Source organism: Pseudomonas sp. SORGH_AS_0199 (genome assembly GCF_031453735.1).
GTDB lineage: Bacteria > Pseudomonadota > Gammaproteobacteria > Pseudomonadales > Pseudomonadaceae > Chryseomonas > Chryseomonas aestiva.
The window spans coordinates 3,992,179-4,012,872 of record NZ_JAVJAE010000001.1 but is presented as its reverse complement, the minus strand read 5'-3'; the positions used below and the strand labels follow the sequence as shown (position 1 = coordinate 4,012,872).

The 20,694-nt window shown below is 60.7% G+C and carries 16 protein-coding genes; all 16 read left to right on the top strand.

Annotated elements, in window-relative coordinates:
- Positions 1 to 8 precede the first annotated feature (8 nt).
- The gene (locus QE444_RS18790) at positions 9 to 707 is read left to right on the top strand and encodes a WbqC family protein (RefSeq protein ID WP_309740823.1); all 699 of its coding nucleotides are present in this window, start codon (positions 9 to 11) and stop codon (positions 705 to 707) included.
- The gene (locus QE444_RS18785) at positions 704 to 1,342 is read left to right on the top strand and encodes a class I SAM-dependent methyltransferase (RefSeq protein ID WP_309740821.1); all 639 of its coding nucleotides are present in this window, start codon (positions 704 to 706) and stop codon (positions 1,340 to 1,342) included. The genes QE444_RS18790 and QE444_RS18785 overlap by 4 nt, the downstream gene beginning before the upstream one ends.
- 57 nt (positions 1,343 to 1,399) lie before the next feature.
- On the top strand, positions 1,400 to 2,077 hold the full coding sequence (locus tag QE444_RS18780; protein ID WP_183629117.1) for an acetyltransferase: 678 nt from the start codon (positions 1,400 to 1,402) through the stop codon (positions 2,075 to 2,077).
- Positions 2,070 to 2,987, top strand: coding sequence for a hypothetical protein (locus tag QE444_RS18775; RefSeq protein WP_273861439.1), 918 nt, complete (start codon positions 2,070 to 2,072; stop codon positions 2,985 to 2,987). Before QE444_RS18780 ends, QE444_RS18775 begins: the two co-directional genes overlap by 8 nt.
- 6 nt (positions 2,988 to 2,993) lie before the next feature.
- Positions 2,994 to 3,800: a phytanoyl-CoA dioxygenase family protein gene (locus QE444_RS18770; protein ID WP_273861440.1), complete on the top strand. Its 807-nt coding sequence runs from the start codon at positions 2,994 to 2,996 to the stop codon at positions 3,798 to 3,800.
- A gap of 125 nt (positions 3,801 to 3,925) precedes the next feature.
- Entirely contained in the window at positions 3,926 to 5,113 is a 1,188-nt protein-coding gene (gene rffA, locus QE444_RS18765; RefSeq protein ID WP_183629122.1) for a dTDP-4-amino-4,6-dideoxygalactose transaminase, read from the top strand.
- Positions 5,110 to 8,538 carry a hypothetical protein gene (locus QE444_RS18760; RefSeq protein ID WP_309740810.1) on the top strand — a complete coding sequence of 1,143 codons (3,429 nt, stop codon included), beginning with the start codon at positions 5,110 to 5,112 and terminating at the stop codon, positions 8,536 to 8,538. The genes rffA and QE444_RS18760 overlap by 4 nt, the downstream gene beginning before the upstream one ends.
- Before the next feature lie 340 nt (positions 8,539 to 8,878).
- Positions 8,879 to 11,506 (top strand): hypothetical protein, encoded by a 2,628-nt coding sequence (locus QE444_RS18755; protein WP_309740808.1) that lies wholly within the window; start codon positions 8,879 to 8,881, stop codon positions 11,504 to 11,506.
- A 325-nt stretch (positions 11,507 to 11,831) separates the two neighbouring features.
- On the top strand, positions 11,832 to 13,265 hold the full coding sequence (locus QE444_RS18750; protein WP_309740805.1) for a flagellin: 1,434 nt from the start codon (positions 11,832 to 11,834) through the stop codon (positions 13,263 to 13,265).
- Between the two features lie 72 nt (positions 13,266 to 13,337).
- Positions 13,338 to 13,727 carry a flagellar protein FlaG gene (locus QE444_RS18745; protein ID WP_309740802.1) on the top strand — a complete coding sequence of 130 codons (390 nt, stop codon included), beginning with the start codon at positions 13,338 to 13,340 and terminating at the stop codon, positions 13,725 to 13,727.
- A 71-nt stretch (positions 13,728 to 13,798) separates the two neighbouring features.
- Complete coding sequence (gene fliD, locus QE444_RS18740) at positions 13,799 to 15,256, top strand: flagellar filament capping protein FliD (RefSeq protein ID WP_309740801.1); 1,458 nt, start codon at positions 13,799 to 13,801, stop codon at positions 15,254 to 15,256.
- A gap of 94 nt (positions 15,257 to 15,350) precedes the next feature.
- Positions 15,351 to 15,731, top strand: a complete 381-nt coding sequence (gene fliS / locus QE444_RS18735) for a flagellar export chaperone FliS (protein ID WP_026083956.1) — start codon at positions 15,351 to 15,353, stop codon at positions 15,729 to 15,731.
- A gap of 14 nt (positions 15,732 to 15,745) precedes the next feature.
- Positions 15,746 to 16,057 carry a flagellar protein FliT gene (locus tag QE444_RS18730; RefSeq protein ID WP_133862436.1) on the top strand — a complete coding sequence of 104 codons (312 nt, stop codon included), beginning with the start codon at positions 15,746 to 15,748 and terminating at the stop codon, positions 16,055 to 16,057.
- 164 nt (positions 16,058 to 16,221) lie between these two features.
- Positions 16,222 to 17,700: a sigma-54 dependent transcriptional regulator gene (locus QE444_RS18725; protein WP_309740791.1), complete on the top strand. Its 1,479-nt coding sequence runs from the start codon at positions 16,222 to 16,224 to the stop codon at positions 17,698 to 17,700.
- A gap of 193 nt (positions 17,701 to 17,893) precedes the next feature.
- Positions 17,894 to 19,093, top strand: coding sequence for a PAS domain-containing sensor histidine kinase (locus QE444_RS18720; RefSeq protein WP_273861447.1), 1,200 nt, complete (start codon positions 17,894 to 17,896; stop codon positions 19,091 to 19,093).
- Positions 19,090 to 20,472, top strand: coding sequence for a sigma-54 dependent transcriptional regulator (locus tag QE444_RS18715; RefSeq protein WP_273861448.1), 1,383 nt, complete (start codon positions 19,090 to 19,092; stop codon positions 20,470 to 20,472). The genes QE444_RS18720 and QE444_RS18715 overlap by 4 nt, the downstream gene beginning before the upstream one ends.
- Positions 20,473 to 20,694 lie beyond the last annotated feature (222 nt).

Here is a 20,694-nt window from a genome sequence, read left to right as displayed (position 1 = left end):
TTCGATTAATGACGAAAGTGGCCATCGTCCAGTCCAATTACATTCCTTGGCGCGGCTATTTTGATCTGATCCGAAGTGCTGATGTATTTGTGCTGTATGATGATGTCCAGTTTACTCGACGGGATTGGCGTAACCGCAATCTGATCAGGACTGCACAGGGGCTGCATTGGTTAAGTATTCCAGTGAAGAGCCGTGGTCGCTTTACCCAGAGAATCCAAGATGTAGAGGTTAGTGACCGCGACTGGTCCGCAAAGCACTGGCAGACCATAAGCACTAGCTATCGCAAAGCTGCGGGCTTTGCGGCTATGGCAAATCGCCTAGAAGAGCTCTATGCCCAGTGCCAGCCTCTGGAGCGACTCTCCGATGTCAACCAGCTTTTGCTCAGCGGCATATGTCGTTTGCTCGGTATCCCTACGCCACTGATCTTTTCATCGAGTTTTCCAAGCGTGTCCGGCCGTACCGAGAATCTCGTCAACCTCTGCGTAGCCTTGAAAGCCAATACCTACATTTCGGGCCCCGCTGCCAAGGTTTATTTGCAGCACGACCTCTTTGAAAGGCGAAACATAGGCGTCGAGTATTTTGATTATGCTGGCTATCCAGCATACGCACAGTTGCACGGTGGATTCGAATCGGCCGTCAGTATCTTGGACCTGCTGCTCAATACTGGAGAAACCGCTGCCGCTTATTTGCAAAAGGAGCTCGCATGACTGAGGTTCTGCAGGCTCTCGAGGGGGCGACGGAAAGATATTATTCGAGGAAGATCAGTGAGTTCGGTGCCACTCCCCGAGGGGTGGACTGGAATGGTCACGAGTCGCAGCAGATCAGGTTCCATCAGTTGGCCAAGATCATTGGCGAAGCCGGGCAGGAGCCGATATCGCTAAATGACCTGGGCTGCGGCTATGGAGCCTACTACGATTATTTGAACACATTGAGCATCCCGCTGAGCTACCGGGGTACCGATCTCTCAGCGGGCATGATCGCAGCAGCGCGGAACGCTCATCCCGGAGCCGGTAATGCCCAGTTCGAGGTCAAGCGCAGCTGTGCAGGGCCTGCCCACTACTCGGTGGCCAGCGGAGTGTTCAACGTCCGTCAGACGGCATCCGTAACCGATTGGCATGCCTATGTACTGTCCATGTTGGAGGAGCTTGACAGCAACAGTAGTCGGGGATTCGCCTTCAATTGCCTCAGCATCTATTCCGACCTTGACCGTCAGCGCGCCGATCTCTATTACGGTGACCCGCTGTTTTTCTTCGATCATTGCAAGAGGCATTTTGCGAAAAATGTCGCGCTGCTTCATGATTATGATTTATACGAATTTACGGTGCTCGTAAGGAAGTCGTGAGAAGGGGCCATTTGATGCTCTCTGGCAATGCGGACCAATGATAAAAGGGTGTGACGCATGGAGATTCCGTTGGTCATCATCGGCGACGGGCTGTTCGCTGATATAGCCTATGAATACTTTACTCATGATTCTTCGTACCATGTCGTTGCGTTCAGCGTCGATCAGGACTATTTGCGCAGCTCGGAGAAGTTCGGTTTGCCGGTCATTCCCTTTGATAGGCTGACCGAATATTTTTCCGATACTGCTACCCGGCCTCACTTCTACGCTGCCATCACGTACGGCCAGTTGAATCGCACCCGCGAACGTTTCTATAGAGAAGCCAAGGCCATGGGCTTCCTAGCGGCGAGTTATATCAGTTCCAATGCTTTTGTATGGCGTAATGTGGTAGTTGGTGAGCATTGCTTCATCTTTGAGAACAATACGGTGCAACCGTTCGTGACCTTGGGCGACAACGTAGTACTGTGGAGCGGTAACCACATAGGTCACCATTCGGTCATTGGCAACCACGTGTTCGTCGCGTCCCAGGCAGTGATTTCCGGCAATTGCCGGATCGGCGATCACCAGTTCATCGGAGTCAATGCAACGTTGGTCAATGATGTCGCTTTGGCCGACGATGTTCTGGTGGGAGCCGGTGCGCTGGTCACCCGCAGCGTCGCCACCGATCAGATCGCGAAGGGCGTCGCCGCCACCAATGTTGCTGGAGCCAAGCGCTACTTCAAGGTCGAGCATGAGTGAACAGCGCTGGCGTCGGCTCGGATCAGTGTTCGTTCCGGATCGGCAGCGTTCCTGGCTATTCAGCCATGCCGCCAATCCCCAAGCGATAAAACTTCCCCATTCCGACCTGTACCGGATTTACTTCAACTTCCGTGATGAGCGTAGGCGCTCCGGAATTGCCTGGCTGGACTGGCGGCTTGCCACAAATGAGGTGATCTCGTTAAGCGAACACCCGGTGCTTCTCCCTGGCAAAGAAGGACATTTTGACGAGGATGGCGTTTCGCTGGGCAATATCGTCGTCCGTGACGCGGAGCTGTGGTGCTTTTATGTCGGCTGGAACCTGAGTGTCAGCGTCCCTTGGCGCAACTTCATCGGGCTCGCCCGTGGCCAGGGGGAGTATCTCCTCGAGCGGGTAGGACGAGTACCCATTCTCGACCGCAGCGAAGCTGATCCCTTTTCCCTTTCCTATCCCTGGGTGCTGTGGGACGCCCAGCATTCCCGCTGGCGTATGTGGTACGGCTCGAACCTCGCCTGGGGAGCCCAGCCAGAAAGCATGCAGCACGTCATCAAGTATGCCGAGTCGGTGGATGGCCTTTCCTGGCAACGCTCGGGCGCGGTGGTGTTGCCGTTGCGTGAGGGCGAGCTGGGCCTTTCCCGACCCTGCGTCCTGATCGACCCTCAGGGCCGGTACCGGCTCTGGTATGCCATTCGGTCGTCCCAGGGGTATCGGCTGGGGTATGCCGAATCAGCTGATGGAACGAACTGGGAACGGCTGGACCAGCGACTCCATTGGCTTGGACCGGTCGGCGCATGGGAGGGTGAGAGCCAGACCTATCCCTGCGTTTTCGCGGCTGAAGGCGTCCTCTACATGCTGTACAACGGTAACGGCTATGGTCGTCACGGGTTCGGTCTGGCGCGTCTGGAAGAGTAATCGCCCATGAAAACAAGCACGCTCGACATCGACGAGCTCAAGATTCTACTTGATACCCAGGGGTACGCTGTCGTGCCTGCCGTGGTCCCCCCACGGTTGCTAGCGCGCATGAGCGAAGGTCTCTACAGGGTGCGGGATCGAATCGAGGAAGAGGTGGGGCGGTTTCGCCTGGAAAGAGCCAGGGAAGTGGGCGTCCTACGGCTGATGATGAGGTTCGATCCGGTCTTCACCGAGCTGTTGGAGTTGCCCATCCTGCTCACGCTTGTAGATGAACTCATGGGGAGCACAGCCATTCTTCACCTGCAGAATGGCTTGCTGCTGCCGCCTACCAGCGAGCCTGACGCGGATGTCTTCCAGTATCGTTTCCATCAGGACTTCCCGCGCTATCTCAACGGTTATCGGGCATCGCTGAACGTCATGATCGCCATCGACGCCTTCACCGCAGAAAATGGCGCGACCCTAGTGGTTCCTGCAACTCATCAGCGCGAGATAGCTCCTTTGGAAGAGTTCTGCCGGCGTTGGGCGCGGCCTGTGATCTGTGCCGCCGGCGATGCCATCGTGTTCGATTCGACGTTGTGGCACGCGGCGGGGACCAACCGCAGTAGCCGTGATCGTCTGGCGATCAATCACCAGTTCACCCGTCCCTGGATAAAACAGCAGATCGATTATTGTCGTGCCCTGGACGCCACTCTGCTAGACGGCCTGCCAGAACGCAGTCGTCAGCTATTGGGCTACTACACTCGGGTGGTGGCTTCGCTGGATGACTACTACCAGCCCACGGAGCATCGCCTTTACCGGAGTGGTCAGGGCTGAACACTATGCGTCGAAAAACTGGCGGGTCTGGTTCTTGCAACGAAGGCATTGCAGATTCCATGTCGGAAGCTCGAGAGCGCTAGCGCCGCTCGTGGCATTCGATCTACTCCATTCTGGGAGACCTCATGTCACGAGCGCGTATCCCCTTCGCGAAGCCATTCATCATGGGCAAGGAGCTGTTCTACATCGCCCAAGCGGTAATGAATGGTTCCATTGCTGGTGACGGCGAGTTCACCAAGCGCTGCCAGGCCTTGCTTGAAGAGCAGCTCGGTTGCCGGAAGGTCCTGTTGACTCACTCCTGCACGGCGGCTCTGGAGATGACCGCGATTCTGGCTGGGATCGGTCCCGGAGACGAAGTCATCATGCCTTCGTTCACCTTCGTCTCTACAGCCAATGCCTTCGTCCTGCGCGGAGCAGTACCGGTATTCGTGGATATTCGCCCGGATACCCTCAACATCGATGAGCGCCTGGTCGAGGCAGCCATCACACCGCGTACCAAGGCCGTCGTCGCGGTGCATTACGCTGGTCAATCCTGCGCGATGTACACGCTCAAGGCCCTCTGCGTACGCCATGGCTTACGGCTGATCGAGGATGCGGCTCAGGCCATCCTCGTCAAGAACGAAGGCCAGTCGCTGGGTACCATAGGCGACATGGGCTGCCTGAGCTTTCACGAGACCAAGAACATCATCGCTGGCGAGGGTGGAGCGTTGATGATCAACGACGAGAGCCTGATCGAGCGCGCCGAGATCATTTGGCAGAAGGGCACCAATCGTAAGGCGTTCTTCCGCGGCGAGGTAGACAAATACACCTGGGTCGACATGGGTTCATCGTTTCTGCCAAGCGAACTGACGGCAGCCTTCCTCTTCGCCCAGCTCGAGCATGGCGAGCGGATCAACGCTCATCGTCGGGAGCTTTACGAATACTATTACCAGGCCCTGCTGCCGCTGGAGCGCGATGCGTTTCTGACACTGCCCACCTATCGCGGCGATGCCTCGGCCAATGCCCACATCTTCTTCGTTCTCACCCGGGACAGCGAAGAGCGGCGGGCGCTGATCGCTCATCTACAGGCGCTGGGTATTAGTGCGGTGTTCCACTTCGTCCCGTTGCACGACTCTCCCGGCGGCCAACGTTTTGGCCGAGCGTCCGGGGAGCTGCCGGTCACCCATGACATCTCCGATCGCATCCTCAGGCTGCCCTTGTTCTCGGACTTGACCCACGAGCAGGTACGGCAAGTCACGGAGGCTGTCACAGGCTTCTACAGGCCGACTTCGCTTTCTTTGTTCAATGTGGAATCCAGGAAGGACCGCGCATGAGTTTCTCATCGATGGCGGGCGTACCGACAGACAGCAGGCTCCACCAAATGCACCTTGGGCTGGGGCATCCCTATTACATCTATGCGCCAGATTTCCGCGATTCCTCGGCCGGGGTAGCCTGCCTGCATTACCTCTGTCACACCCTTAACATCCACGGGCGAGATGCCTATGTGATGAGCTGCAATCAGGTCAACCCCAACCTGAAGACTCCGCGGGTGAGCCAGGAACTGGTGGATAGCCATCGACAACTGGGCAAGGTTCCCATCGTTATCTATCCAGAGGTGGTCAGTGGTAACCCGGCTGGCGCAGATGTCGTGGTGCGCTACCTGCTCAATTTCGAGGGTGCCCTGACCGGTCGAGGTATGGAGGCAGGCAGCGACGACCTGAGGATATATGCCGGCCCGGTCCTCGTCCGAGATCCCGGCGAGCGTGCGGATGGCTTTCTCGACGTCCCTTGCATCAACACCGTGCTGTTCAATGCCAATGGTTGCGGTACGCGCCTGGGCCGCTATCTCTATCGCCATCGCTATCCGCTCGATCAGGTGGACTTCAGCCGATTCCCCCTGGACGTCCAGGAATTGTCGATGCACGAGCCGCTTCCCCTGCCCAGGCTGGCGCAGCTGCTCCGAGGCGCTGAGGTTCTCTACACGTACGAATGGTCCATGACCTGTGTCCTAGCAATTCTATGCGGCTGTCCGGTGCTGTTCATGCGGGAAGGAGGCATTGATGAGACCTTTCTGGACCAGAGCTACATAGGTTCCGGTGGCTTCGCCATGTTCGACGCGCCTCAAGCACTGGAGGTTGCTCAAGGGGGGCTGGCCGATGCCATGGCGCGTTATGCGAGGCTCGAACATGGCTTCTGGCGGCAGCTCGATCGCTTCATCGAACTCACCCAGGCACGTAGCGAGCATCACGTGGGCGCTGATCGTCTGAACCAGCAGTATCAGCGGTGGCTGGGCGAACGTGCGCTGCAGGGTACCCGGCTGCGCCTGTACGAGCAGGCGCTGGTGGTGGGAGAGCGGCCGCTGCACTTCGAGGTAGTGGTGTTCGGTGGAGCAGGGGAGGACGAACGGACCCTGGCCAGTCTGGCGCGGCAGCACTATCCACTTACCCAGGCGTCCTTCCTGCCGGAAGCGACGGACTACCTGACGCCATGGCAGGCGCTGGCACATGCCAGTCGTTGCCAATGGTTCGTGCTGCTACCCAATGGCGATGAGGTAGCGACCGATCTATTACTGCTGGCGGCCGAAGCCATTTCCCTGAACCCGCGCCTTAAGGCGCTATACGTCGACCAGGACGAGCTGACCGCCCAGGGGCCTGCCAATCCCGTGTTCAAGCCGGATTTCAATCTGGACTTGCTCCGCAGCTACAACTATACGGGCTCGCTGTTGCTGGTGAGTCGTGACGCGCTGCTGGTTACGGTCCCCAGTGTGCCCTGTACTGGCGAAGCCATCTTCACCGATATTCTATTCCAGAGCGTTGAACGGGATGGGGTGACGGCCATTGGTCATCTCTCCGCTATCCTCCATCACAGTCGCCAAAGCTATGCAGCCTGGCTGGCCGAGCAAGTCGATCCTTCAGTCGGACGCGGCATCGTGCAGGCCCATCTTCAACGGCTGGGCCTGGCCGCTCAGGTGGAGTCTTGTCGTCTGCCGTTCGTCAACCGCATCCGCCTGGTATGGCCAGGCAACCCCCTGGTGTCCTTGCTCGTAGATGCCCGCGGGCCGCTGTCCCAGGTCACTCGCTGCCTGGAAAGTCTATTACAGACGCGCGGCGTCAATTACCAGATCCATCTGGTGGAGTCATCGCAAGCGGAGCCCGAGTTGCGCGCCTGGTTGATGGAAATCGAGGCGATGGGTGAGCCGTTGATCCGGGTCGTACGCGCACCGCTGAGCCAGGCGATTGAATCGGCGGAGGGTGAGTACCTCGTGCTGCTCGACGCTGCCTGTCTCGCCACAGATCCTGACTGGCTTCTGGAGCTGCTGGCGCAGGGGCGCCGCGATGAGGTCGCGGCGGTGGGTGCAAAACTCGTCGGGCCCGACGACCGCATCGTATCGGCCGGGCTGGTACTGGGTCTACGGGGTGCTGCCGATTGCCTGTTCAGGGGCGAGTCCGATCAGAATGGCGGCTATCTGCATCGTCTTCAGGTTGCCCAGAATCTCAGCGCCCTAGACGGAAGATGCCTGCTGCTCAAGAAGGCAGCGTTCGCTGAAATCGATGGCCTGGCTGACCTCGCCTGGGGGCAGCGAGGCGCTGATGTCGAGTTGAGCCTGAAACTTACGCAGGCCGGCTATCTGCTGGTTTGGACGCCCTACGCGAAATTGCTCTGGCAGGAACAGGAGTATCGTGGGGCCATGCTCGACGAGGTCTCTCCGGGGCTCTACGAACAATGGCTGCCGAAGCTGGTCGACGATGCTGCTTACAATCGTAACTTCAGCCGTGAGGGCCTGGATTTCGAACTGGAGACCCAGTCGCAGCATCTTTGGCGACCCCTGGCGTGGCGGCCGCTACCGGTCGTCCAGATCGTGCCGGGTCAGTCGGCGGGATGTGCTTATTACCGTGTGCTGCAACCCTTCCGAGCATTGGAACAGGCGCTCGAAATCGAGGGCATCATCACCGAGCGGCCGAAGTCGCCTGTACTGTTGGCCGGTATCGCAGCTGACGTGGTGGTCGTCCAGCGTGAGCACCAGCCCTTGCAAATGGATGCGTTGCAGACCCTAAGGCGGGCCACGGACGCCTTTGTCATTTACGACATGGACGATTGGCTCGCCGATTCGCCTGCTGCAGGTAAGGGAGCGGCGACTGGGGCACCAGCCGTTGCCGACTTGGAAAGAGCACTCGCCAACGTCGATCGTGTGGTCGTCTCTACCCCTGCGCTGGCGAATCGGCTGGAGGGCCGGCATCACGACGTACGCGTGGTACCTACCCGACTTCCCGCTGCCCATTGGGGCTCCCTTGTCAGTAATCGGCGACGCCAAGGGCGGCCACGGATCGGTTTTGCCGGCAACGCTGGTCATAGGCTGGATTTGGCGATAATCGAGGAAGTGATACAGACACTCGGGCAGGAGGTCGAATGGGTATTCCTCGGAATCCGGCCCGCAGTGGCCAAGATCGACGAGTTCCACGCTCCCGTGCCGATTGAGGATTATCCAGGGAAGCTCGCAGGTCTCGACCTCGACATCGCGCTTGCGCCCTTGCTGGCGAACGATTTCAACGAGTGTAAGAGCAACCTGCGCCCTATTGGAGATGGGAGCCTGTGGCTATCCGGTGATTGCATCGGATATCGCGCCATACCGGGGAGACCTCCCTGTACAACGGGTCGCCAACGAGCCGACGCAATGGCTGGAGGCGATCCGCGCTCATCTGGTGGATTTGGACGCGGCCTTCATCCAGGGGCAGCGGCTGCGAGAAGCCGTGCAACGTGACTGGCTATTGGAGGGTGCCAATTTGAGAAGTTGGAAACGAGACTGGTTGCCAGGCTAGGAGATGTTAGCCCGCCACTGGCAGGTGCTTAGCCTCCTTCTACTCTCGAGCCTTGGCGGACGTGCCTATCTTTGTAGTACCAGGGGCTGCGCTGCCGGCCTTTGACAACCTAGATCCCCAAGGCGAGGGCCGGCCTTCAGGGGGTTTCCTTGCGATTGTGTCGCAGTGCCGACCCGGAAGCTTGGGGTTCGAGTTTGGTTAGCTTCTTGCTTGTCTCGGCCATCCACCTTCTGCTGCCGATTTCTTGACTGGAGCAGAAGCTAACCAGCAAGAGGTCTCAAGATGACGGGCTCACCCGCCAATGTGTTCTGTAATGCCGATACCGATTCGGGTGAGGTGCCTACGGCGGCTGAGGTTGATCGGAGCCATGCGCAGTGGCTGGCTGATCGGCGCTCCAGCGCGACGCGCCTTGAAATCTATCGCCAGGCACTGATCCAAAATGCTCAGCTGCATTTCTTGGTAGTGATCGTCGGCAGTCCGACGGAAGCCAGCTCTACCCTGGCATCGCTGGCTGAGCAGCATTATCCCAACTTCAGTACCGCACTGGTGGTGGCTTCGGCCAACGAGCTGTCGGACTGGCAGGAAGCGCTGGCGAGCAGTGAGGCGCACTGGTCGCTGAAGCTTCCAGCGGGTAGCCACCTAGAGCCCGAAACATTGTTGCGTTTGGCTGAGCGTATCCTTGTCTCCGGTGGCATACATGCTTGCTATTGCGACGAAGATCATCTTGCCGATAGTGGTCTCGAGTGTCCGATCTTCAGACCTGGCTTCAATCTCGATCTGCTACGCAGCTATCCCTACACCGGCTCTCTGCTGGCCATGAGTCGCGAGGCGTTGCTGGCGTCCTCATCCAGCGTCACCGCGCCTGGCGTGGCACTGGTCCAAGACGTGTTGCTGCAGGTGGTCGAGCGCCAGGGTGTCACGGCCATCGCCCATCTACCCGAAGTATTCCACCACTCGCGACAGACCTTTCCCGACTGGCTGCAACAGTGCGAACCGGCGGCGACCCATGGCATCGTCCGCGCGCACCTGGCGCGCCTGGGTGTGCAGGCGGAGATCAGCGCTGGTGCTCTTCCATGTGTCAGCCGTATTCACTACCAGAGCGATCACCAACCGCTGGTTTCCATTTTGATTGAAGCCAGGGGTTCGCTCGAAGAGCTGGGTCGCTGCCTGGAGTCTGTCTTGGGAGGCACCGCCTATCCACGTTACGAGATCCTTGTCGGGCGGCCTTCGAACGTCGCGGTCGATACCGGCTGCTGGCTAGACGAGCTGGTGACGCTGGGCTTGGAGCATTTGCGGGTCATCCCCGCTGACGGAGCTCAGGCCCTGGCTCGGGCTGCCAAGGGCGAATACCTGCTCTGGCTCAGTGCAGGTTGTCTCAGCATCAAGGCCTCTTGGCTGGATGAGCTGGTCAATCAGGCGCGACGCCCGGAGGTCGGGGTGGTAGGCGCCAAGCTTCTGGATCGTGAGGGCAAAGTAGCCATGGCCGGGCTGGTACTCGGACTGCGTGGTCCTGCCAGCAGCCTCTTCCTGGGTGAACCCGATGACCGCGCAGGCTATCTCTACCGGCAGCAGGTGGTGCAAAACTTCAGTGCCGTGAGCGGTCGTTGTCTATTGGTGCGGGCGGAGATATTTCATGCCATCCCTGATTGCGGTTCCTTCGCCACCCAGCCGTTCGCCGATGTCGAGTTCTGTCTCAAGGTTGGTCAGGCCGGCTATCTTGTGGTCTGGACGCCCCACGCCCGTCTCGGTTGGGAGTCGGAGCAGAGCCCAGAGGTGTCGGCGTGGACGCGGGCCGAGTCGAGACTCTACGAGCAGTGGCTACCCGTCCTGGCCAATGATCCCGCCTATAACCCAAGTCTAGCTCTGGACAAGGCGGACTTCGCAGTGGAAGTCGAACCCGAAAACTTATGGCGACCACTGTCCTGGCGTCCGCTGCCGGTAATCCAGGTCATGCCCGGCGATCGCTGGGGCTGCGGTCACTACCGCTTGATCCAGCCGCAGCGAGCGATGGAAGCCGCCCTGCAGATCGATTCCAACGTGCAGTTCCGCTACCTGCACGCAGCCAACCAGGGACGCATTCAGGCAGACAGCATCATCGTACAGCGCCAGCTCTCCGTGCCGCAGATCGAGGAAATGCAGGCTATCAAGCGCTATACCTCGTCCTTTCTCGTGTACGACCTGGACGATCTACTGGGTAACCTCCCGCTCAAAAGCATACATCGTGAGTCTTTCCAGCCTTCCCAGGTCGCGAGAGCTCTGCGTAACGGATTAGCCATCGCGGATCGAATGACGGTCTCCACGGAACCCTTGGCTGAGGCGATGCGCGGATTTAATGCGGACATTCGCGTTGTTCCCAATCGATTGCCTGTCCCTTGGTGGGGAGAACTACAAGGCAAGCGGCGCGAAGGTCGCCCAAGGGTCGGTTGGGCAGGCGGCACCAGTCATACAGGAGATCTGCAGATCGTGGTGGATGTCATGAAGGCCTTGGCCGACGAGGTGGAGTGGGTGTTTCTTGGTATGAGCCCACCGGGTGCGCCACCCCATGAATTCCATTATGGAGTCGAAATCGAGGAATTTCCCGCGAAGCTCGCCAGTCTCGATTTGGATCTAGCCATCGCCCCGCTCGAAATCAACGCCTTCAATGAGTGCAAGAGCAATTTGCGGCTGTTGGAGCTCGGCGCCTGTGGTTTCCCCGTTGTAGCTACTGACATAGAGCCCTATAGGTGCGGTCTTCCCGTTACCCTGGTACGCAATAGATATAAAGACTGGCTAGCTGCTATTCGCGATCATCTGGCCGATATCGAGGGGGCCCGTGCATTGGGGGCCAGCCTTCGCCAGCACATTCATCGTGATTGGATGCTTGAGGGAAGAAATCTCGAGGCATGGCGAGCGGCCTGGTTGCCTGACTGACTGGAGCACGGCCTCATACGAGCTCGTTGCCGCTACCAAGAAGCTGCGAGGCGTGAGTGTGTAGGCGGATGCGTCCCTTGTAACCCGATCTGCCAGGGTGAGCGTCGCTAAGGGGCTAAATAATTTACGGGTTCGGTCGATAACCAGTATGCACGAATCGGTATGTCACCACCTGTCAAGCTTCTGCTGAAGAAAATCGCGGAAAAATCCTAAAGGTTTGACAGCAGGTACCGATAAATATCTTGAATGCGAAATACAGGGGCGTCTGAGCAAGCAGGTCCCATTCGCATGCTCAGGCACACAAGGTTCAACTGGAGACGCCACCATGGCACTTACCGTCAATACCAACATCCCTTCCCTGAACACCCAGCGCAACCTGCAGAACGCGTCCAGCTCGCTGGCCACCTCGATGCAGCGCCTGTCCACCGGTAGCCGTATCAACAGCGCCAAGGACGATGCCGCCGGTCTGCAGATCTCCAACCGTCTGACCAACCAGATCAACGGCTTGAACCAGGCGACTCGCAACGCTAACGACGGTATTTCCCTGTCGCAGACCGCTGAAGGCGCCATGCAGCAGTCCACCAACATCCTGCAGCGTATCCGCGACCTGGCCGTGCAGTCCGCCAACGGCTCCAACAGCGACGCTGACCGTTCTGCCCTGCAGAAGGAAGTGACCGCGCAGCAGAACGAACTGACCCGTATCGCCCAGACCACCACCTTCGGTGGCCGCAAGCTGCTGGACGGTTCCTTCGGCACCACCAGCTTCCAGATCGGCGCCAACGCCTACGAAACCATCGACGTCACCCTGAAGGACACCTCGGCTACTGCGCTGGGTTCGAACCAGGTCGGCTCCGGTGCCAGCACCTCCGCAGGTAGTGCCGTTGCTGGTAGCGGCAATGCGTTGGCTTCCGGTGGCACCGTAACCTTGGTGGGTGGTGGCAAGAGCCAGGACGTAGTCTACGCTGCAGGTGACACTGCTAAGACCATCGCTGGCAAAATGAATGGCCAGATTCCCGGCCTGGCTGCCTCGGCGCGTACTGTGCTGACCGTCACTGACAGCATCTCCAGTGGTGCAGCCAACATGACCATGAACGTTGGCAGCAACTCGCTGAATCTGGTCGGTGTGGCTAGTACCAAGGACATGGCTGACCAGATCAATGCGAACGCCGCTAAGCTGGGCGTCACCGCCAACTACGACGACCAACTTAAGAAGCTGACGATTACCTCAGCCACTGGTGAGAACGTAACCTTTGGCAAGGATACCGGTAATGCTGCGGGTGCCATCAGTGTCTCCTCGCAGAAGTCCGACGGCAGTTTCAGCGGCCCGGTGGATGTCCGCGCCAATGGCGGTCAAGCGATGGGCTACATCAAGCTGGACTCGCCAACGACCTTCGCGATGACTGGTGACACCGCCCAGTTGTTCGGGGCCACCAAGTCTCAGCTCAGTCAGGTTTCTACCGTCGACATCTCCACCGCCGACGGCGCCCAGAAGGCCCTGTCCGTGATCGATCAGGCCCTGGCCAATATCGACTCCCAGCGCGCCGACCTCGGTGCGGTGCAGAACCGCTTCGACAACACCATCAGCAACCTGACCAACATCTCGGAGAACGCCACCTCCGCCCGTAGCCGCATCAAGGACACCGACTACGCCGCGGAAACCGCGAACCTGTCGAAGAACCAGGTGCTGCAACAGGCCGGTACCGCGATCCTGGCTCAGGCCAAGCAGCTGCCGCAGTCGGTTCTCAGCCTGCTCCAGTAAGGGCGGAGATCGGTCTAGGCAGGGAGAAGGGGGACGCCCCTTCTCCCTTTCATGCGTTGTGAGGACATTACAATGGACATCGTCAAGACAACGGGTTTTTCAGCGGTAAGGCCTTATGGCGCTCAATCGAGCCCTGCGGCCGCGACGTCCTTCAGTGCTTCGGAGCCCACGGCGGACTCCACGATCAAGCCGGTTTCCCAGGCCAGCAAGGCGGACGGTGACAAGGCCGAGAAGCCGGAAGACGGCAATGTGGATGGTGCCCTGTCGAAGCTGAAGTCGAAATTCCAGGAAGACCACCGCAACCTCGATTTCAGTATCGATGACTCTACCGGCGAGGTGGTGGTCAAAGTACTGGACGGCGAATCCGGCAAGCTCATCCGGCAGATGCCCAGCGAAGAAGTGCTCAAGTTGGCCAAGCAGCTGGATGACATGCGCAGCCTGATGTTCAAGGCCGAAGCCTAGTTGGCGCGAAACTTGTATCAGGCTACCTGAACGCAGAGGCGACGACGTAACGTTGGCAGGGGGATAGACACATGGCAGGTATTAGCGGGATTGGCGGCTCGGGACTGGACATCGATTCCATCGTCACCAAGATGGTGGCCGCCGAAAAGGCACCCAAGCAGGATCAGTTGAGCGCGACGCAAACCAAGGCGACCGCACAGCTGACCGCGATCGGTTCCCTGAAGGGCGCTATCAGTGAATTCCAGACCGCGCTGACCACGCTCAACAGCCCCACCAGCTTCCAGGCGCGCGCCGTCACCCTGTCGAAGAGCGACTACCTCACGGCAACGGCCAGTACCAGCGCCAGCGTTGGGAGTTATCAGGTCGCCGTCACTCAACTGGCGGGCAGCAGCAAAGTGGCCCTGGCATCCGTGCCAGCCACTTCCACCACCACTGCCAGCGACAACAAGACCTCTACGACGTCTCCCACCACCTTCGGCCAGGGCACGCTCAGCATCAAGGTTGGTAATACCGCCTTGGCCGATATCAAGGTCGATGCCACCAACAACACTCTGAGTGGCATTCGTGATGCCATCAACAAGGCCGGACAGAGCCAGGGCCTCAGTGCCAGTGTAGTCAATGACGACTCGGGTTCGCGACTGGTACTGAGCAGCACCAAGGCCGGCGACGGTAACGATATCTCGGTAGCGGTGAGTGGTGACGACGGTTCGGGCAAGCAGAGTCTGACCAAGCTGGCCTACACGCCGAGCAACACTGACTCCACTGATCCTGCTGCCGCCCATTCGCTCACGAAGGCCAAGAGCGCCCAGATGACCATCGATGGGCTGAAGGTCACCAGTGCCTCGAACACGGTGAGCAATGCGGTCGATGGCCTGAGCTTCACCCTCAAGGCAACCACCCCGGCGGACAGTCCCATGACCGTCGGCGTCAGCCAGGACGAGTCGGGGGTCAAGGGCAACATTCAGAAATTCGTCGATTCCTACAACAAGCTCATGGGCGTTATCAAGACCCAGACCTCGGTGACGAAGGTCGGGGACAACAGTTCGCCCATCGCGGCTGCGCTGGTGGGGGATGCCACTGCTCGCGGCCTTACGACCACCATCCGCAACGAACTTGGCACCCTGCAGGGTACGGGCGCCGTCAAGGCGCTGGCTGACCTGGGCATCACCACCCAGAAAGATGGCACCCTGGCTGTGGACGATACCAAGCTCAGCAAGATGGTCAGCTCCAATTTCAGTGACCTGTCTGGTTTCTTCACAGGCGACCAGGGGATTGCGGCGCGCCTTAAGGGTAAGCTCGATCCCTATACCATGACCAATGGCATTCTCGAGCAGCGTTCGAATTCCCTGAGCGATACCCTGAAAAAGGTCGACGCCCAGACCGCGACGCTAAATACCCGGATGACTGCGCTCTCCGACCGTCTTTACAAGCAATACAACACCATGGACCAGCTGTACTCGTCGTTGTCGAGCACCGCGTCCTCGCTGTCCCAGCAGCTGGCGGCCATGCCCTTCGCCAACAAGAGCTGAGTGGGCGGATTCGGCCAATCCGGTCGATAAAGGGGTCAAGTTCTTCGCGTCATGACCGATAAACAAAGTATCGGAAACACATAGAGGTCGTGACATGAACGCAATGACAGCCATGCGCCAGTACCAGCAGGTCGGCCTGCAGGCGCAGGTGTTTGAAGCCAGTCCCCATCAGCTGATCCAGATGCTCATGCAGGGCGCCCTGGATCGTCTGGCCAAGGCGCAAGGTGCCCTGGAACGCGGTTGGCTGCCGGAGAAGGGCGAGCTGATCGGCAAGGCGGTATCCATCATCGCTGGCTTGAAGGACGTTCTGGATTTCGAGCAGGGTGGCGAGCTCGCCACAAACCTGGATCGTCTGTATGACTATATGATCCGCCGGCTCAGCGAAGCCAACCGCAACAATGATCCTGTTATCCTGGAAGAAGTATCCGGCCTGATCCGCGAGATCAAATCCGGCTGGGATGCCATTGCCCCCTGATCTGGAGTCGACCGATGAACGTCGCCATGCAAAAGACCCCGGTGGAACGCGTCGAGCTCGTCTATGAGCAGATGGCCGCTGCGCTCAAGGCCGGAGACTGGACGCGGATCGCCGAGCTGGATCTGGATTGCCGGCTGTTCGTCGACGAAGCTATGTATGCCACGGGCGACGAGGCCGTAGCCCTACGTGCCAGTCTCGAGCGTCTCCTTGCCCTCTATGCCTCCCTGCTGCAAGGCTGCAAGGCAGAGCGGGACGCCACCGCCCAGGAGCTGACCAAGCTCAACAAGTCGAATCAGGCCGCCAAGGTCTATCAACTGTTCGGTTGACTGTCATCTGTTGGACGGTAATTCAAAGTTTGAATATTTCGCCGCCATAAAATTGACCCCGCATCACAATTTGTCTTAACTTGCGCAAGATGCCGACCAGTTGGCACTTGGATGCAGGCGACACCTGCGCGTAGCGAACCGACAAGCCGAATTGGGGCAGGGACATGTGGCGTGAAACCAAGATCCTTCTGATCGACGATGAAGCCGAGCGGCGCAAGGCGGTATCGGTCATTCTCGATTTTCTCGGCGAAGATCACCTCGCCTGCACCAGTTCCGATTGGCAAGCCTCCCTCGAAGCGCTCGACAGCAGTCGCCAGGTCAGCTGTGTGCTGGTCGGCCGCGTCGACAGCCGCGGCAACAGCGTCGAGCTGCTCAAGCAGGTCGTCGCCTGGGACGAGATGGTCCCGCTGCTGCTGCTGGGCGAATCAGCGCAGCCGGAGTGGCCGGACGACGTTCGCCGCCGCGTGCTGGTCTCTCTCCAGTATCCGCTGGCCTACAACAAGCTGCTGGACTCCCTGCACCGCGCCCAGGTCTATCGAGAGATGTACGACCAGGCCCGGGATCGCGGGCGTCAGCGCGAGCCCGAGTTGTTCCGCAGCCTGGTGGGTACCAGCCGCGCCATTCAGGGCGTGCGCAAGATGATGCAGCAGGTGGCCGATACCGAGGCCACGGTGCTCATCCTCGGCGAATCGGGTACCGGCAAGGAGGTGGTGGCGCGCAACCTGCACTTCCACTCCAAGCGCCGCGAGGCACCCTTCGTGCCGGTCAACTGCGGCGCCATTCCCGCCGAGTTGCTTGAAAGCGAACTGTTCGGCCATGAGAAGGGCGCCTTCACCGGTGCCATCACCAGCCGCGCCGGACGCTTCGAATTGGCCAACACCGGCACCCTGTTCCTCGACGAGATCGGTGACATGCCGCTGCCCATGCAGGTCAAGCTGCTGCGCGTGCTGCAGGAACGGACCTACGAGCGGGTGGGCAGCAACAAGACCCAAAGCGTGGACGTGCGCATCATCGCGGCGACCCACAAGAATCTGGAGCAGATGATCGCCGCGGGCACCTTCCGCGAAGACCTCTACTATCGTCTCAATGTCTTCCCCATCGACATGGCGCCGCTGCGCGAGCGGGGCGAAGACATTCCGCTGCTGATCAACGAACTGATCGCCCGGATGGAACATGAGAAGCGTGGTTCCATCCGCTTCAACTCCGCGGCGATCATGTCGCTGTGCCGCCACGAATGGCCGGGCAACGTCCGTGAACTGGCCAACCTGGTGGAGCGCATGGCGATCATGCATCCCTATGGCGTCATCGGCGTGGCCGAGTTGCCGCTCAAGTTCCGCTATGTGGAGGACGAAGCCGATCCCATGGTGGAATCCCTGCGCGAGGAATTGCAGGAGCGCGAGGCCATGGCCGGGATCGGGACCCTCGAGGTGTCTTCCTCGGCGCTATTGCCCAGTGAAGGCCTGGATCTCAAGGATTACCTGGCCAACCTGGAAAAGAGCTTCATCCAGCAGGCGCTGGACGATGCCGGTGGCGTAGTGGCGCGTGCCGCCGAGCGACTGCGTATCCGCCGGACCACCCTGGTCGAGAAGATGCGCAAGTACGGCATGGGTCGCCGCGACGACGAGTTCGACGAAGAGATCTAGTGCACCTTCAGCGATACTTAGCGTATCGGGTAGGGTGGATGACGGCGTAGCCTCATCCACCCTCTACTTTATAGCGCTGCAAGTGGGTGGAAAAGGCAGCGCCGTTTTCCACGCTACGGCGATTTGACGCCAGGGCGGCATGGGTCTTGCTCCAGCCCGGATAATGTCAATTGTCCGTCGCGAGCCCCAGCCGATGCCTGCGCAAGCCCTTTCTTCCACCGTCTCCGTCGACGCTGCCGTGGAGGCCTCCGCCTCGGCACAGGCCCGCGAAGCCTTGGGGCAGATGTCGCGTCAGCTGAGCGAATCCTTCCAGTTGCTCGAAGCCCGGATGAATTCGCTGCAGGGCGAACTGGAGTGGGTGTCCGCCCAGCGTCTGCAGGAGCTGGCGGAAAAGGAGCGCCTGGCCAGCCGGCTGCAGAATCTGCTCGATGTGCTGCCCGCCGGTATCGTGGTGGTGGATGGCGCCGGGCGCGTGCGCGACGCCAACCCGGTGGCGGAGGCCCTGCTCGGCGAACCCTTGGCCGGTGAGCTGTGGCGTACGGTGATCGCGCGGGCCTTTGCGCCGCGCCATGACGATGGCCACGAAGTGTCCCTGCGCGACGGGCGACGCCTGTCCATCGCCATCCGCTCCCTGGATGGCGAACCGGGGCAACTGGTGCTGCTCAACGACCTCACCGAAACCCGTCATCTGCAGGGCGAATTGGCACGACATGAACGACTCTCGGCACTGGGGCGGACCATGGCCTCGCTGGCGCATCAGATCCGGACCCCGCTGACCGCGGCGCTGCTCTATGCCAGCCATCTGGAGGAGGGCGGTCTGGCGCTGGCGCAACAGCAGCGTTTCGCCGGCCGCCTCAAGGAACGGCTGCACGAACTGGAAAACCAGGTCCGCGACATGCTGGTGTTCGCCCGGGGCGAATTGCCGCTGGCGGATCGGCTGACGCCGGCCGCGTTGTTCACTGCCCTGCGCGAGGCCGCGAACCCGCATCTCGGCGACTGCCCCGTGCGCTGGCAACTCGATGTCCAGGCTGGGCTGCTCACCTGCAACCGCGACATGCTGGTAGGCGCCGCCTTGAACCTCATTCACAACGCCTTGCAGGCCATGGCCGGCAGTGGCCGCCCGGGACGACTCAAGGTGCATCTCCATCGTCGTGACGGGGAGTTGTGCCTGGCGATCAGCGACAGCGGTCCCGGCATTCCGCAGGCGGTCCAGCAACGGCTGGGCGAACCCTTTCTCAGCACCAAGACCACCGGCACCGGTCTCGGCCTGCCGGTCGCCCTGGCGATGGCCAAGGCCCATGGCGGGCGGCTGAACGTGCGCTCCCGGGTGGGGCGCGGCACGCTGGTGACCTTCATCCTGCCGCTGCTGGCGAGCGAGGAGATCCCGGCATGACCCTGCCCATTCTGCTGGTGGAAGACGACCGTGCCCTGCGCGAAGCCCTGGCGGACACCCTGGAGCTCGGTGGCTATCGCTATCGCGCCGTGGACAGCGGCGAGGCGGCGCTGCTGGCGCTGGCCGAGGAACCCTTCGGCCTGGTGATCAGCGACGTCAACATGCCAGGTATCGACGGGCATCAATTGCTGGCCAGTATCCGACTGCGCGATCCGGCGCTGCCGGTGCTGCTGATGACCGCCTTCGGCAGCATCGAACGCGCCGTCGAAGCCATGCGCGGTGGGGCGGCGGATTATCTGGTCAAGCCCTTCGAGCCGCGCCTGTTGCTGGAGACCCTGGCGCGCTGCTGCCCACAGGGACGGCGCCTGTCCGATGCTCGCCAGCCGGTGGCGGCCGATCCCCAGAGTCGACAACTGCTGGAGCTGGCCAGCCGGGTGGCCCGGAGCGAGGCCACGGTGCTCATCACCGGTGAGTCGGGCGCCGGCAAGGAGGTGCTGGCGCGCTTCATCCACGATCAATCGGCGCGGGCGGATGGTCCCTTCGTGGCGGTCAATTGCGCGGCCATTCCCGATCACCTGCTCGAGGCCATCCTCTTCGGGCACGAGAAGGGCGCCTTCACCGGGGCCATCGCCGCCCAGCCGGGCAAGTTCGAACTGGCCCAGGGCGGTACCCTGCTGCTGGACGAGATTTCCGAGATGCCGCTGGGCCTGCAGGCCAAGCTGTTACGCGTCTTGCAGGAGCGCGAGGTGGAGCGGGTCGGCGCGCGCAAGCCGCTGGCGCTGGACATCCGCGTGGTGGCCACCAGCAACCGCAAGCTGGCGGAGGAGGTGGCCGCCGGGCGCTTCCGCGAAGACCTCTTTTATCGCCTGTCGGTGTTTCCGCTGGCCTGGCTGCCGCTGCGCCAGCGACCGGCCGATATCGTGCCCCTGGCCGAACGACTGCTGGCGGTCCAGGCCGCGCGGATGAATCGTTCGGTACCGGTCCTGAGCCCTGCCGCGCGCCAGGCCCTGGCCGAGCACCCCTGGCCGGGCAATGTGCGCGAGCTGGACAACGCCGTGCAGCGGGCGCTGATCCTGCAACCGGGCCAGCAGATCCAGGCCGAGGACTTCGGGCTGCACTGGTTGCCGACCGGGGTATCCCCGACGCCTGCCGCCGCGCCTGTGCCAGCGACAGGCATTGGCGATGACATACGTCCGCTGGACGCCGATCTGCGCGATCGGGAATTCCAGGTGATTCTCGATACCCTGAAGGCCGAACGCGGCCGCCGCAAGGAGACCGCCGAGCGCCTCGGCATCAGCGCCCGTACCCTTAGGTACAAGCTGGCGCAGATGCGCGACGCCGGCCTGGATGTCGAGCTGGCCCTCGCCGCCGGCTACTGAGCGCGCAAGTCGATAGCCGGCTATCTACCCGTGCGGAACCAACCCTCTGGCGTGCTGTTCTAGAGAAAGGATCGCGACTGCGGCGTGGGGTTGCAGAGGATGCATGCCCCCGCCGCCCCGGACCCTGTCCGGCCGCTTTGCTTTCTTCTCTTAGGCGCCGCCTTTGCTGAAAACGGTTTCACGGACGGTGTTTGCCGTTTTCGCCGCGGGTGGCGCGCCTGC

Excerpts from the sequence above, each read along its gene's own strand:
- QE444_RS18790 (WP_309740823.1), top strand. The coding sequence starts at position 9 with ATGACGAAAGTGGCCATCGTCCAGTCCAATTACATTCCTTGGCGCGGC.
- QE444_RS18785 (WP_309740821.1), top strand. The coding sequence starts at position 704 with ATGACTGAGGTTCTGCAGGCTCTCGAGGGGGCGACGGAAAGATATTAT.
- QE444_RS18780 (WP_183629117.1), top strand. The coding sequence starts at position 1,400 with ATGGAGATTCCGTTGGTCATCATCGGCGACGGGCTGTTCGCTGATATA.
- QE444_RS18775 (WP_273861439.1), top strand. The coding sequence starts at position 2,070 with ATGAGTGAACAGCGCTGGCGTCGGCTCGGATCAGTGTTCGTTCCGGAT.
- QE444_RS18770 (WP_273861440.1), top strand. The coding sequence starts at position 2,994 with ATGAAAACAAGCACGCTCGACATCGACGAGCTCAAGATTCTACTTGAT.
- rffA (WP_183629122.1), top strand. The coding sequence starts at position 3,926 with ATGTCACGAGCGCGTATCCCCTTCGCGAAGCCATTCATCATGGGCAAG.
- QE444_RS18760 (WP_309740810.1), top strand. The coding sequence starts at position 5,110 with ATGAGTTTCTCATCGATGGCGGGCGTACCGACAGACAGCAGGCTCCAC.
- QE444_RS18755 (WP_309740808.1), top strand. The coding sequence starts at position 8,879 with ATGACGGGCTCACCCGCCAATGTGTTCTGTAATGCCGATACCGATTCG.
- QE444_RS18750 (WP_309740805.1), top strand. The coding sequence starts at position 11,832 with ATGGCACTTACCGTCAATACCAACATCCCTTCCCTGAACACCCAGCGC.
- QE444_RS18745 (WP_309740802.1), top strand. The coding sequence starts at position 13,338 with ATGGACATCGTCAAGACAACGGGTTTTTCAGCGGTAAGGCCTTATGGC.
- fliD (WP_309740801.1), top strand. The coding sequence starts at position 13,799 with ATGGCAGGTATTAGCGGGATTGGCGGCTCGGGACTGGACATCGATTCC.
- fliS (WP_026083956.1), top strand. The coding sequence starts at position 15,351 with ATGAACGCAATGACAGCCATGCGCCAGTACCAGCAGGTCGGCCTGCAG.
- QE444_RS18730 (WP_133862436.1), top strand. The coding sequence starts at position 15,746 with ATGAACGTCGCCATGCAAAAGACCCCGGTGGAACGCGTCGAGCTCGTC.
- QE444_RS18725 (WP_309740791.1), top strand. The coding sequence starts at position 16,222 with ATGTGGCGTGAAACCAAGATCCTTCTGATCGACGATGAAGCCGAGCGG.
- QE444_RS18720 (WP_273861447.1), top strand. The coding sequence starts at position 17,894 with ATGCCTGCGCAAGCCCTTTCTTCCACCGTCTCCGTCGACGCTGCCGTG.
- QE444_RS18715 (WP_273861448.1), top strand. The coding sequence starts at position 19,090 with ATGACCCTGCCCATTCTGCTGGTGGAAGACGACCGTGCCCTGCGCGAA.